We start from the raw sequence: 13,992 nt of genomic DNA, 5'->3' as shown, positions 1-13,992 counted from the left end.
TAAGTAAATCTAAACTAGGATTTTAAAGACAAAGCTCTGTTTCTAAAAAGTCATTTTGCAATATAAGGGGAAAATGTAGACAGTAAAATAGCTTGGGGATATTTTGTTTTGAGCCAAACAAAAAACGCAGCCCATAGACTACGGACTGCGTTTTATAATATTTTTATAGGATCTTATTTCAAGATCACGACTTCTACTCTTCTGTTCTTTTGTCTTCCTTCTGGAGTTTTGTTATCAGCAATTGGTTTGGTCTGACCTAAACCTTTTGTTGAGATCCTAGCATCAGAAATACCTGCGTCCACCAAGAACTTCTCCACTGAAGCGGCACGCTTATCTGACAACCAAACATTGTACTCTGCAGTACCGGTTGCATCTGTATGTCCATCCACTCTGATCTTTGAATTAGCATTGGAAGTCTTCAATACTTTTACCAATTTGCTCAATTCAGTTTTTGCTCCATCCGTTAAGTAAGAAGAATTCGTAGGGAACAATAAATCTGATGATATGGAAACTAAAATACCTTCATTCGTCTGCTTTGCATCCTCAAATTCTCGCTTCACATTTTTCAGTCCATCGTTGGTTCCGTCTTGGCTTACTACGGCCCCTGGGTTCACAACCAAAGCTTGTTGTTTACAAGAAAATAAAGTAAGACCCGCTAAAAAAATTAAAGTTAAATAGTTGATTCGCTTCATGAGTTTGTATAAAGTTATTATTGCGTAAATATAGTGATATTACTATTAAAAATGTCACTTCTTGAAGATTCTTTGTTCCGCAGACCTGATTTCCGGAATTGCCTGATATAAGTTCCAAATTAAACCCGTTCTCGCATTCTCCAACAAGATGGCTAGGTTAGATTGATTGTTGGCAATATACTCATCCGAAACATCATCGGTCCTCAAATCCATCCATGCCCTAAAGCCATATTCGGTAAAGAGATACTCCCCAAATTGATTATACATGGCATATAAAGAACGTTTGGACCTGCTTTCATCCAAGAACATCGATGATATGGCAATTGCAGGATTGATCCGGAAGGTCCCAATACTGTCCCGGTATTGGTAAAAGCCCCAAATATCTGAATTAGAGGTTCCTACTCCTATCTCATTATCCCGACGTTTTGCCACTTGTGTATATTTCTGTAGAACAGACTTCAAATCATAGTCTCCAACCTTACTCAGGTTAGGATTGATTGTGTTGAAAGGCCTGTACATATCCAGTAGACTTGTAGTATAATTTCCAAAAGGGAGTTTGATACCGTACATCAATGTATCGTGTGTTGAAGCTACTTTATAGATAGAATCTTGTCCAGGAACAGATACCAAAACTTTTTCATCATGCATCATCAGATTCACCGAATCTGCAACATTTGACTCCTGCTCTGTATTCATCCTTCGGATAGAGTTTCTTCCACGAGGTCTTTCAAATTTGTATTTTAGTGCATTTGTGAAAGCCTCAGGTGCTAGACTTGATTTTGTCGAAGCAATGGCCAACATATAGGCATTAAGACCGCCATTGATACCAACCAAGGGGTCAAAAGTGAAATACTCATCAAGCATATCAATTGCCGAACGTAAGACCAATGGATCGTTTGGCAAGGTTACTCCTCGCCAGTCCAACCTTTCCCATAGTTGAGTAATATCTGCACGGAGTTTATTTTCCTCAGCAGCATCCGTATTTAAGTATTGACGGATAACCAATAAAGCTTCTATCAAAGAACTGGTAGCTTGCACATCATAGCGCGGAATATCATCCAGATATAAAGGAAGACCTTTCCTACCATCGAAATAAGCAGGGAAAAATCCTTTGTTATTTTGAGCTTTACCCAAAAACCCAACAATTCTTTTTACACGGCTTAAGAACAAAGCCTTGCTTACAAATCCTTTCTCAACACCAACCAACATACTCAACATGGCACCGCCAGTTTCACGGACCGAGACCACCGCCTTATCTTTCATGCGATATGGCATGTACATCCCGGAATTGATATCGTAATTCTCGACGAAATAATTCACGTTGGCAAGTTGGATCAGATCCAATAATTGATCTTCGTTAAGTTGTTTTGGCTCAACCTCAAGAACTTCTGAAAAGGGGGACTCTCTATAGTTATAATCTACCCAGGCTATCTTATAATAGTATTTCTTATCCAGAACAGGAATATAATCCAAGCTTCTCAACATATAGGTCGGCCGAATAGCCACTGCCTTAAACTCCTTATTGTCCAATGAACGGTAGATTTTCACGTATCGGATACTTGGAGTTAGAGGCACTTGCCATTGCAGGTCCACATGTTTTCCGTAAGCAGTAACCTTCGACAATACCGCATTGGAAGTCAATGGAGCCTCAGAATATTTTGTGGGAAGGAATTCTATTTGGTCAAGAAATAATTGGTTGGTCACCTCACTGGCATGGTGCTGCCTCAAAATAATCCCTGAAATATTGTGGTCAATATTCAAGCCTGCAAATTCCTTCAAAGGAATCTTCACACTCATCCAGCTACTATTGTTATAATCCTCGATATAATCACCTAATGGTATCGATACGGATTGATTCATACCCTGCTGTATGGAAATAGAGGGTAAGTTTTCAGGTTTGGTCCCCGCAGAACCGACAAAGATCTTCAGACTCAAGATATCATCAAATGATACCCTATAGTGAAACTTCTGCCTACTATACTTGATCAAAACATCCCAATCGCCCATTTCGGCGGAGATATATTTCAGAGAAAGTGCATTCCCAGGAGTAAAGAACAAGGTATCCGAAACCAAGAGGTTTTTCTGTATATTCTCCACCCAACTATCGCCCGAATAATTAACGATACTTCGGGCATAAGTTCCTTTCACCAAACTATTATCAAATACCACCTCCGGATAGGATTCAGCTTTACCATTGAAGGCTAGAAAGCAAAAAAAGAGTATAGTAAAGAGTCGAAGTTGCATAAACAAGAATTAATCTACGAAAATAGATAAAAATCGCGCCAAAAGCTATTAATATGCCCTTTTTCTGGCTTCGTGATAAAATTATTACGCACATTACAAGCACATTGCATTTTTTATCAGGATATAATTTTTCAACTTTGTTAAATCTGTCTATATTTGCAGCACGTCAAGCGAAAGTAGCTCAGTTGGTAGAGCACAACCTTGCCAAGGTTGGGGTCGCGAGTTCGAATCTCGTCTTTCGCTCAGTTGCCTAGGTGGTGGAACTGGTAGACACGCAGGACTTAAAATCCTGTTCCCGTTAAGGGAGTGCGGGTTCGATTCCCGCCCTAGGTACAGATAGAAAAAAGCCGCTTATAGCGGCTTTTTTAGTATAACAGTAGTTAGTATTTAGTATTTAGTATTTAGACCTATACTTCCCAAGATTTACTTATTCCTATTAATAATAGATTAGGCAAGGAAAAAGCTTATTGAATTATTTTCTCATTAACTTATCAAGCAGTTATTCTCAAGGGAATTAAACCTATTGCCAAAAGTGGCCTTTTGGAGGGTGAAAATATTTGTTTAGATTGAAAAACCCCGGCGGGCTGGGTCATTAAGTTAAGCTAAAAACCCCTTTCTTTTGTCACCCTGAAAAGTAAAAACTTGGGCTAAATTTATCGGAAGGTGATGACAGGAAAGTGGAAGGCAAGTTTTTTTTAAAAATTTTAGAGATACAACCCCATCGGGGTTCCATTATTTTAGCAGATATGGTACGTTAGCCTGGAAGTCGCGCAAAAACGATGTTCGATTAATCGAACTTCGTTTTTGCATTAGCCCTATATTGTTTACCATCCATGCTAAAATAATTCATCCCCGCTGGGGATATATGGCGGATAAAAAATATTCTTCTGGAGAGGAAATATAGGTCTAAATACCTAGAAACACAGATTTAACAAACTTGTCATTGGTACGAAGGAAGTGACTCGGAACATTTCAGAATTTAGACAAGAAAGGCAAGCTAGCAATTGTATTGGCGTACAGTTCCTGCACCTTCGGTGCAGCATGACAGAGTCTGTGGAAGGGGATCCGTACAGATTCTTCACTATTCGTTCAGAATTGGACGTTTCCTGAGAGGGGTTCAGAGCACAGTGAAGAATCTATTTTTTTATATTTTTTAGGATCGGTGTCATTCCGCTATCGTAAGATGAGGAAACTATTTCAAATGATTGTGGATCGTTCCGAGATGTTTCGTGCCTCAACATGAACAAAAAAAAACAAATGAAATTGGCCCTAATCTTTCATCTTTTTCCATTAAATTTAGATCAAATTTTAAACGCAAGGAACGATAAATAAATAACTTGAATCCTTATCATTGTACGCTTAAAAAAATATTTTATAATACCACCCCCCCACTTCCCTAAAATTTCACATTAAGAAAATTTTCAATCTTTCCAAAAATTCAAATTTCCCTTCGACCTTATTCGGGACATATTCCGAAATCTCCAAAACTGTTTAACTTATTCCCCGAATATGCCTCGAATGAATCTCGAAGCAGACTACAATATATATCTCGCTTAATGCCGATATTTTCATATAAAAATCATCCTGATTTCAGCACTTAATTCACATCATTGCGATTCGTAACCTTATCCATTTCAGTCAATTATTTATAGTTATTTAAAATATCATTTCTACACTTCGGGAAAGATTACCACATATCAATAGTATTGTGTAGTAATGAAACGACAATTTAAAATTAACTGCCAATCCGCATATCTACTTCAATAGAGAAAATGAATTTACTGCGTATTTTTACAATGTTTTCAAATAGGAGACATTAGAATATACCGAAAATCACTAACTATTAACGCGTAATTCTAAAATTTATTAAAGTATCACTAACTAGGTGCAAAGCATTATGGATAAAACTTACATGAGTCCAAAAATCGAGATTCTCGATATCCATCTTGAAGAAGGTATAGCTTCAGGATCAGCATTTGTTCGCCCTCATAACAATGAAAATGAGATGATGGACCAATGGTACCAAGACGATCAGGAAACAAGAAATATCGATTGGTAAATCAAACACACAAAGATTAATAAAAACCTACAAAATGGAATTTACACTACTGAACAAGATGGCTAGATTAAAAAGTATGTTCTTTATAGCAATTCTGCTACTTAGCTTTCAATCTTGTAAAAAATCAGATTCTGACTCTGTTTCTGGAGAACTGACGACCGTGAAGGTAAAACTTTCAGTTGGCTCACCTGAAGAGGAAAGAATAGCATACGGAAGCAATAAATCAACTACTAAAGTAAAAGAATCTAATGTTCAATTGTCGAATGTACAGATCAGCGACAACATGAGCATGGAAGTTATGGTGATCCGTGATGTTGAACCTTCAGCAATAAGAGGTACATCAGGATCAAACAATGCTGCTAAAGCTGCTACCCAAACTGTAACGAATACTTTGACCCCTGGGGTTAAGTACCGTATTATGGTTTACGATAATGGCGGCGCGCATAAAGGTAATTACGATTATATCTATGGTAGCGAACCTACCACAGGTGGAATCCAATTGAACGCTGGAGAGACTTATACATTTGTTGTTTATTCAGTAAACAGTACTTCAGACTTACCGGATGCCAGCAACCAAGGAAGTTTAAGTACAGCAAGTTTGAGTAATATTTCCAGTGATTTAATGTTCTTTAAAAAGACCTTAACGTTGAACCATGGAGACAATAATTTGAATGCTATATTAGTACATAAATTCAGCCAGATTACTACCACCATCGAAATGGATGATAGTATGACTGGATCAATTGAAGCGATTTCAAATACCCGTTTCTCTCCGACTAAGGCTAGTGGATCATTAAAATTCAGTGATGAAAGCTTGAGTTTCCCAAATGCGAATGGTCAAACTAATGTGACTTTCCCAGCTATTACTCCGGGATTAAGAACCATTACCAGTAATCCTACCTTCTTGATCAGCAAAAGTGTTACGGATGCCATCTTTACTTTTGGATCCATTACTCTAGATTCAGAAACGAAAACCGGAATTGAAGTTAAGAATGTAAAGATTACCCCTGGACATAAATACAGTTTAGTATTAAGATTCAGAGCATGTACACAAAATGTAACTTCGGATGCACTGAACTGGAGATATGCAGAGGCAACGTGGAAAACTTGGGACTTCTGGAATGGCTGGACAACTCATATTGGTATCATTAAAGACAACGAAAGAATTAAAAATAATGAGATTATTACCAACTCATTCAGCGCACCACAGGCAAACTATGGTTTCCAATTTGATATTACCGAATTAGATAATGCTTTGAATATGCGCGTAAATAATCAGTATATTTTTGGAACAAGCTTCTCAGACCAAATTCAATTCCAGACGAATACAAAATTAGGAACGCAAAGAAATATAGTATTTGAAGATGGAACTGAATATGCAACAAATGGTATTAATGAGGTTTTCCACCTAAAAGGTACTTTGGAAAAACCATTGATCCGTATCATGATCAGTAGAACTGGTGAGGTAACCATGCTAGGAAGTAAGACTAACGAAGGACCATTAGTTCCATTGCGTTTGAAAGGTGGCAAACAATTCAACAAAGTTAACTGGAGCGCTACAGGTCCAAACACCGTTGTGGTAAGTCAAAAAGTTGACGGTAGAACGATTGTGATTGGTAAAGGTTATGGTAGAAAAAGGATAAACTGTCCTAATTAAGAATAGCCCCATTAAATAACAAGATATAATTTTAAGATAGCGGCCAAATATAATATTTGGCCGCTTTTTTATGTTGAAATTTTTCTATTGGTATACTCGAACCCAATCAATCTCCATAGCAACTGGTAACTGACTTTGGTCCACCTTCCCTACCCAATTACCGCCCAACTGCTGGTCGATCAGGATAAAAAATGGTTGATCATAAGGCCATTGCGTTGGATCCACTCCTTCTATTCTTGGATATGTAAATGTATCTTTTCCATTGAGCTGGAAGACTATTTTGTCAGGATACCAAGAAATTCCAAAAACATTGAATTCAGATGGTTCGATGGCAGTTGTTCCTGAATGAGGCGGATTGTCTTGCTGCCCAAGATTTAGGGTATAATGAGAATGGGTGGTCTGATAGATAATTTTATCATAGTTTAGATGTTCCATGATATCGATTTCCCCGTTCATGGGATATTTGCCATATTTATCCAATTCGGCTAACATCCACATGGCTGGCCATGCACCTTGCGCACTGCCCAATTTGGCTCTAATCTCTATGCGACCATATTGAAAGGCAAATTTATTCTTGCTCCAGATTCCGCCTGTAATAAATGGCCTTGGATCAGAAGATTGGTCTGGATTATTGATTCCCAGTAATACCAATTTTCCGTCTTCCATCCGAAATACAGCATCTGATGTACTCATATGCCGATTCCAATCGGATTCACCTTTGGGAATCCTGGACCACTTTGTAGAATCAATCGCTGTTCCTTCGAAATTATCCTCCCACACTAACTTCCATTTTTTCTGTGCTCTATCTTCTTTTTGGATATGTACATAAGGTTTGTCCTTCATCTTTTGGGTTACTGTACAGCCCCCTAAAAAAGCTATAGAGGTTAATCCAAGGAGATATAGATTTTTTGTTTTCATAAGATGGCTTAAAATAAAGAAGTCTGTCCTGACCAAGGTTTTTGGATATCGGGACGATTGGTATTTCCAGTCCGATCGCCAGTAACCCGATATACCTGATGTGCATTTAGTTCCATTGGATAAGGGATCATCAATTGCTTGATTTCATCTTTGCCCTGGGCGAATAACCAAGCATCCCGGGAATCTTCAGGAATAACTAGGGGCATCCGTTTCTTTTCATTATGTACCTCTTCAAGTAGTTCATTTGCAGCCGTGGTGATTACGGAAAAAGTTGGATAAGTTTCTCCGGTTTCCTGATCTGTAAAGTAGGAATATAGGATACCTAGACTGATGATTTCACGCTTTGGAGCATAAATAAAGTAATTCTCAGATTCTTTTTTACCGACGACTTTATGCGGTTCATAAAAACCAGTAACATACAATAAACCGCGATTATTAAGGATGTAATTCTTATAGCTAGCTTTTTCAAAAATACTTTCAGCCTCCGCATTGAGGGTGTTTGCATATTTACCGGCCTCGGTTTCGTTTTTTACCCAACCTGGAATCAGCTTCCACCTCGCTTCAATCACTGAGTCTGAATCTTTATTTAAGGTAACAGGAAGGTATGGTCTAGTAAATCCCGATATATGGAAAATTTCATTTTCATTCGGGTAATAGATCTTCTTTTTTGGAAGTTTGTTTTTTAATTCTGATTTGCTTGGAGAACCAACATGATAACACATATTTCTAAGGTAGATTTCAGTTGAAAATAATAATTATTTACAATAAAACACATTTTTTGATCATAGCCTAACCTAGAAATAGAATTGTGTGTGACGGTGGCTAATAAACAATTATACCCCAATAGCTTGGGGTATAATCTTATGCAAATTGACAATACATTGTAAACTAATTTCTGAAAAGAGTCAATCTGCAATTTTATGGTTGTATTGCGATGTGCGTTATAACAGTTTTAATGTTTCAGATATTTTTGAAACAAATTAAATGTAAATTGGTTTTTGGAAGCTTAGAATTTTTTTGAAGTATAAAATAAACAAAACAATTCTTTTCCTAATTGATTCATCTATAAAGGTATATTGAAAATATGAGGGATAAAATAAATTTGGAATTGGGGGATATTACCAAATGCCAAGAGGATGCCATTGTCAATGCTGCGAACACTTCCTTATTGGGTGGCGGAGGTGTGGACGGTGCGATTCATCGTGCAGCTGGACCTACTTTAGTGGAAGAATGCCAAAAGATCCGAAACCGACAAGGCGGTTGTAAGACCGGAGAGGCAGTCATTACCCATGCGGGAAATTTACCTTGTAAATTTGTGATCCATGCCGTGGGACCTGTTTGGAAGGATGGTAATCATAAAGAGGATGAACTATTGTATAATGCTTACCACAATAGTTTAGTTTTGGCGAGTGCAAACAATCTAAAAAGTATAGCATTCCCTAATATCAGTACCGGTATTTATGGTTTTCCTAAAGAAAGAGCTGCAAAAAACGCTATTCAGGCTGTAAAAGATTATTTATCTGAAGATGAATCAATTGCAGAAGTGAAATTTATCTGTTTTGATGAAGAGAACTATAATATTTACAAGAAATTGTTGGATTAAACTATAATATTAGCGTCATAACTTGGATTTCAACTATCCAAATTGCATATAATTCGATACATTTAGGCTCCCAGGACTTAATATTATGATTGAAATCAAAGTAGCATCTATTGATGACTTGCTCATTATTCAAAAAATTGGTCGAGAAACATTCCTTGAAACATTTGAATCCAGAAATTCCGAATCGGATATGTCTACCTATATTAATGATCGTTTTTCTGAGAACCAGGTCCATCATGAATTGAAAAACCTAGAATCCATCTTTTACATTGCTTGGGATCAAGGACACCCCGTTGGATACCTGAAACTAAATATTGGACAAGCACAAACTGAATTTAAGTTAGAGGACCATATTGAAATTGAACGGATCTATGTATATGCCAGCCATCATGGCAAGCAAGTGGGCCAATTACTATTCTTTAAAGCACTTGAAACCGCTAAAAGCTTAAGGGTCCCCACCATTTGGTTAGGGGTATGGGAAGAAAATGCTCGTGCGATCAGCTTCTATAAGAAAAATGGATTTGAGGAATTTGATAAGCATATTTTTCAGTTGGGTAGTGATGAACAGACGGATATTTTGATGCGGAGGGCAGTAGGATAAACCCTATCGGGGGTGAAGTGTTTTACTATATTCTTTTTGTGTCACGCTGAAGGCTTCGCCGAATGGTCTCGGAAGTATTCACAATCATTTGAAATGGTTTCTTGTAATGATTTCCAAGGCTTGAGCATTCTCTATGTTACTTTTGGAGCGCAAAAGTAACCAAACCGACGAAGGAGCTCAGGGATACCAATCCTAATGTTACTTTTGGAGCCCAAAAGTAACCAAAAACCTTCGGCCCATTTAAGGTGGCTTTTCGCACAACCCCTCGCACATGAAAAGAATGCCTTGTTGTCGGGAATATCTTCCTTCAAAATTCTCCTTTTTGATGGAGAATTTTTTGAAAGCATTCCAAGGCCAATCCCATCGCACAAGTCATCGGCATTCTTTCCATTTTTCCGCCAAGGAAATGAGCCGGGGGCTAAAGGACTTCCTGCGGAAGGAAGAGTGTTCCTTAACACACTAACAATTCTGAATTCTTACAAAAAAAGAACCCTAGAGGGGTTCAATTATTTTAGCAATCCCATCGCACAAGTCTTCGGCATTCTTTCCATTTTTCCGCCAAGGAAATGAGCCGCGGGCTAAAGGACTTCCTGCGGAAGGTTGGTGTTTGTATAGAACCCCTGGAAGGGGTGAAATATTTGTAGAAATGTGAAAAGTAAAACGGATAACCCACAGCGTGGGTGAAATATTTTTCTTTCCCCCTTATGTGTCACCCTTAAGGCTCCGCCGAAGGGCTCGGAACTATCCTCAATCATTTGAAATGGTTTCCTCATCTTACGATAGCGGAATGACAACCATCCTTAAAAAAAATAGAAAATAGATTCTTCGCTGTGCTCTGAATCCCTCTCAGGAGAAATGCTAATTCTGAACGAACAGTGAAGAATCTGTACGGTAATGTCCTACAATTTCCTGTCATCCTTGATAGAAGATCAAGGACCTGTTCGCTAATACAATAATGGTTTGCATGGTTCTGAGATGTTTCTTGCCTACGATGACACGTTTGTTAAATCTGAGTTTCTAGGTATTTAGAGCTATATTTCCTCCCCAGAAGAATATTTTTTATCCGCCATACATCCCCAGCGGGGATGAATTATTTTAGCGTGGATGGTAAACAATATAGGGCTAATGCAAAAACGATGTTCGATTAATCGAACATCGTTTTTGCGCGACTTGCAGGCTAACGTGCCATGCCTGCTAAAATAATGGAACCCCAAAAGGGGTTCTATATTCTTCACCAATGCCCTTTATTTTTTGATCAATTCAATATTGGAATGTTCTGAAATAATTTCTTCGAGGATTTCGAAATAGGTTTGCCCCTTCCCTGCTTTTAATTCATTTAAACGTTTATGAATAACGGAAGAATCGAAATCTTCGGGATGCGCTAATTTTTCTTGATAATAATTTATGGTAAACTCAGTTCCTAATGACAGTCGGTTAGCTTCAAAACATTCCCAAATCAGGCGGATTTCCTCCTTTTCACGAATTGCGCCAAAACCTCCATACAAGAGGTCATCAAATGCATCTAGACTTTCTGCTAATTGCCAGCTTTCATTTTGCATAAACTTCCTGTTTATTTCTTCGTAAAAGCTGGTTTTATCGTGGATTCGGCTGCCGTCAATAATGATTTCTTTTTTCATGTATACACAAAAATAGAAATTTTAGGGAATCTGGCTAAATCTGATGCATTAACCAAAGTTTTATTCAGAATATTGTTTGGAACAGCTATCAAAGACAAATTTTCTGTCCAATATTTTCCTTGGATCTTCAAAATTGATTTTTTCGAGGTCACAGGTATATCCAGTTTCCGCTGCTACAACCAGACATTCTGCACATGAAATTTGGCTATAATAAACAATTTTCCCTTCATAACTTGCCCTGACTAAATTGGAAGAATAAGGGGTTTTGGCATCTTCCTTACAATAAAGTTCTTTGGCTAAATAGTCTCTCATTTTTAATAAGCAGGCAGAAGCTTTTGTACGGTCTTCTACAATTTCATCTTTCCCGCAAGAACTCATTCCTACAAAAAGGATTAAAAGGATAATCACGTTTTTCATGAGGTTTTATTATTAGTAGTTAGTAGTGAGTATTTAGTATTTAGACATTGGGGTGTTTTATTCAGTGTATTTCTTGCTGCAGCTGTTATAGACTTCAGAAATATCTTTGACATCATTGAAATTTTCAAAATCTATCTTTTTTAGGTCACAGGTATAGCCATATTCCGGTGGAGCGGTAAGACAATAGATACAAATAGTATTCGCAAAATATACTGTCTCCCCTTTATAAGTACCCTTAAAGAGGTTGGTCTCATTGGCACCCTTCTCGCTACAGCGTAATTCTTTATTGAAGTGGCTTTTTAATTTTTTTGCGCAGGTAGAAACATCTACATCGTCTTTTTCGCAAGCCGTAAACAATATTATGGCTAGGGCTAAAAACATAATTCTCTTCATAATTGATATTATTTAAGCTTAATAGTTATAATGGATTTTAACTAAACGGTTAAATTCTATTATATGCTACAATGTTGGTCCATAAAAAAAGCCTGATTTCTCAGGCTTTCTACTACAAATTATGTTTATAAAAAAATTAATCTTTTGCTTTTATTTACAAGCGATTTTAGCTTGTCCATATCCTCTACCTACTACGAATGTCGTATTGGATACTTTTTGAGTAACTTTAATGGTATTTACACCAGATGTTTTCCAAGGCACGTTATTGAATTTCAAAGAACCTTTTTTGACCAATTGAACTAATGGGCCATTGCTGGTTTTACTACCTAACATGGTTACTTCACCAGTTTTACTGATAATGATTCTAATAAGTGGAGTAGCTGCGCTTCCCTTCAAAGTCCAGATATTGCCAATATTACCAGTTCCATATTCGGTTCCATCAGCAAACTTGATATTACGGGTAATGATTCCTTCCCCATTTGCCGTGTTATCATAAGTCTGGAATTGAATCTGCCCTTCTTTAGGATCGGTTAATATCTTAACACCATTCACTTCCATATTCACTGCATTGTCCAATTCTGTGATATCAAAGGTAAAGCCATAGTTTGAAGCAGGAGCACTAAGAGTTTTAGTCAATAGAGTACCGTTTTTCCAAATTTCACCAGTCTTAGGATCATAACAACCTTTGCGATCACCTGTTTCAGGATATCTCCAATTCAGTGCATCATCAGCCAATTTAACTTCTTGGGTACATGTCCTGAAATTCAAGTTCAAATTATATTTACAACCTGGATTCACTCGGATATTAGCAATTGAAAAGTTTGTTTTGGTTTCATCATCGATGGTAATGGTTCCAAAATTCAAAGTTTTGTTGGTTGCAGCTGGATTGATCAGCAATGTAGGGTAACTGGTAACATCCCTTAATCCGGTTCCTAAAGTTGGGAAATTGATAGCAGCAAATGTGCTCTGATTATTCTTGTAAGTAATGGTTTCACCATTGAAATTAAAGGTAGCACTGGCATCCACTTTTCCAATAGTTGTATTTGCCAAGGTCTTGATAGAACCTGTCATTTTCGAATCCATTGTCAAGCGAGTGGTAATCATGCTAAACCTATGTTTCAAGATTACGCCCAACTTATTGTCTCCATAAGTCAACTGTTTATCCTTCAGGACAAACACCATTAAATCTTTGGATACGTCGACCAATTTTGCGTTGGCGAAAGTTGTTACGCTATTGGTATAAACTAGATCCGGTAAGGGATCATTTGCGCTATTGATTGAGTAAGCGACAAAAGTATATTTTTTTCCGGCATCTAAGCTCATACCACTTGTTGCCCCTTCGTTGCCATAGGTATAATCCTTAGCTTGATTAAAAGAACCATCTGCGTTGAAGGCCACTAATCTATATTTAGTACCCTTTGTCAGTTCGGTTGTTTTTGTTACTGCAGCCGCCATATTAGCATCAGAACCGCGGTAAACAGTATGGTTACTTACTGTTCTATTTGATCTATCGTTGTCTTGGGTCATTTTGACATCCACAACAAAATCATCATAAACCAAAGAAGTATCTTTTACTATACCAGACGCAACTGAACCGTTTGTACTACTTTTCTTGTCGAAGTCTATATTGTCTTCCTCAAAGGAAACCCCATCAATCTGAACATTAAGTTTAGCTTCTCCATTGCCCCCAACTGGATCATCAGATCTTTTACAAGACCCAAAACTAAGCATCAGGACTGCCAAGAATCCAATACTAAATTTCATACTGATA

Annotated in this window: 12 protein-coding genes and 2 tRNA genes; 6 read left to right on the top strand and 8 right to left on the bottom strand. The window is 37.5% G+C overall.

Features of this window, described 5'->3' with window-relative positions; translation table 11 throughout:
- Window positions 1-173 precede the first annotated feature (173 nt).
- Window positions 174-692 carry an OmpA family protein gene (locus CKW03_RS09865; RefSeq protein ID WP_093096258.1) on the bottom strand — a complete coding sequence of 173 codons (519 nt, stop codon included), beginning with the start codon at window positions 690-692 and terminating at the stop codon, window positions 174-176.
- 54 nt (window positions 693-746) lie between these two features.
- On the bottom strand, window positions 747-2,936 hold the full coding sequence (locus CKW03_RS09860) for a glucoamylase family protein (protein ID WP_093096257.1): 2,190 nt from the start codon (window positions 2,934-2,936) through the stop codon (window positions 747-749).
- A 170-nt stretch (window positions 2,937-3,106) separates the two neighbouring features.
- On the opposite strand from CKW03_RS09860, the gene CKW03_RS09855 reads away from it, so the two are divergent.
- From CKW03_RS09855 to CKW03_RS09845, 4 genes are all read left to right on the top strand, one after another.
- Window positions 3,107-3,179, top strand: a tRNA-Gly gene (locus tag CKW03_RS09855).
- Window positions 3,180-3,184: 5 nt separating this feature from the next.
- Window positions 3,185-3,269 (top strand) — tRNA-Leu (locus tag CKW03_RS09850).
- A gap of 1,579 nt (window positions 3,270-4,848) precedes the next feature.
- Window positions 4,849-4,995 (top strand): hypothetical protein, encoded by a 147-nt coding sequence (locus tag CKW03_RS20390; protein WP_169918993.1) that lies wholly within the window; start codon window positions 4,849-4,851, stop codon window positions 4,993-4,995.
- A gap of 34 nt (window positions 4,996-5,029) precedes the next feature.
- Window positions 5,030-6,652 (top strand): hypothetical protein, encoded by a 1,623-nt coding sequence (locus CKW03_RS09845; protein ID WP_139185438.1) that lies wholly within the window; start codon window positions 5,030-5,032, stop codon window positions 6,650-6,652.
- 84 nt (window positions 6,653-6,736) lie between these two features.
- Here the strand turns inward: CKW03_RS09845 and CKW03_RS09840 are convergent, their stop codons facing one another.
- The gene (locus CKW03_RS09840; RefSeq protein WP_197701004.1) at window positions 6,737-7,570 is read right to left on the bottom strand and encodes a glycoside hydrolase family 16 protein; all 834 of its coding nucleotides are present in this window, start codon (window positions 7,568-7,570) and stop codon (window positions 6,737-6,739) included.
- Window positions 7,571-7,578: 8 nt separating this feature from the next.
- Entirely contained in the window at window positions 7,579-8,292 is a 714-nt protein-coding gene (locus CKW03_RS09835) for an SOS response-associated peptidase (protein ID WP_093096252.1), read from the bottom strand.
- Between the two features lie 362 nt (window positions 8,293-8,654).
- Here CKW03_RS09835 and CKW03_RS09830 point away from each other — a divergent pair, with 362 nt between their 5' ends.
- Together CKW03_RS09830 and CKW03_RS09825 are read left to right on the top strand one after the other, a co-directional pair.
- Window positions 8,655-9,173: an O-acetyl-ADP-ribose deacetylase gene (locus CKW03_RS09830; protein WP_093096249.1), complete on the top strand. Its 519-nt coding sequence runs from the start codon at window positions 8,655-8,657 to the stop codon at window positions 9,171-9,173.
- An 85-nt stretch (window positions 9,174-9,258) separates the two neighbouring features.
- Window positions 9,259-9,774 carry a GNAT family N-acetyltransferase gene (locus CKW03_RS09825; RefSeq protein WP_093096247.1) on the top strand — a complete coding sequence of 172 codons (516 nt, stop codon included), beginning with the start codon at window positions 9,259-9,261 and terminating at the stop codon, window positions 9,772-9,774.
- A gap of 1,244 nt (window positions 9,775-11,018) precedes the next feature.
- On the opposite strand, the gene CKW03_RS09815 is transcribed toward CKW03_RS09825, so the two are convergent.
- The 4 genes from CKW03_RS09815 to CKW03_RS09800 form a co-directional block, all read right to left on the bottom strand.
- Window positions 11,019-11,411 carry a barstar family protein gene (locus CKW03_RS09815; protein ID WP_093096244.1) on the bottom strand — a complete coding sequence of 131 codons (393 nt, stop codon included), beginning with the start codon at window positions 11,409-11,411 and terminating at the stop codon, window positions 11,019-11,021.
- Window positions 11,412-11,471: 60 nt separating this feature from the next.
- The gene (locus CKW03_RS09810) at window positions 11,472-11,828 is read right to left on the bottom strand and encodes a hypothetical protein (RefSeq protein ID WP_139185437.1); all 357 of its coding nucleotides are present in this window, start codon (window positions 11,826-11,828) and stop codon (window positions 11,472-11,474) included.
- A gap of 57 nt (window positions 11,829-11,885) precedes the next feature.
- The gene (locus CKW03_RS09805) at window positions 11,886-12,221 is read right to left on the bottom strand and encodes a hypothetical protein (RefSeq protein ID WP_139185436.1); all 336 of its coding nucleotides are present in this window, start codon (window positions 12,219-12,221) and stop codon (window positions 11,886-11,888) included.
- Between the two features lie 150 nt (window positions 12,222-12,371).
- Complete coding sequence (locus tag CKW03_RS09800) at window positions 12,372-13,985, bottom strand: fimbrillin family protein (protein ID WP_139185435.1); 1,614 nt, start codon at window positions 13,983-13,985, stop codon at window positions 12,372-12,374.
- Window positions 13,986-13,992: the final 7 nt, after the last annotated feature.

Origin of the sequence: Sphingobacterium mizutaii (assembly GCF_900187125.1) — a bacterium.
Lineage (GTDB): Bacteria > Bacteroidota > Bacteroidia > Sphingobacteriales > Sphingobacteriaceae > Sphingobacterium > Sphingobacterium mizutaii.
The sequence above is the reverse complement of the archived record's forward strand: the minus strand, read 5'-3'. Positions and strand labels throughout refer to the sequence as shown.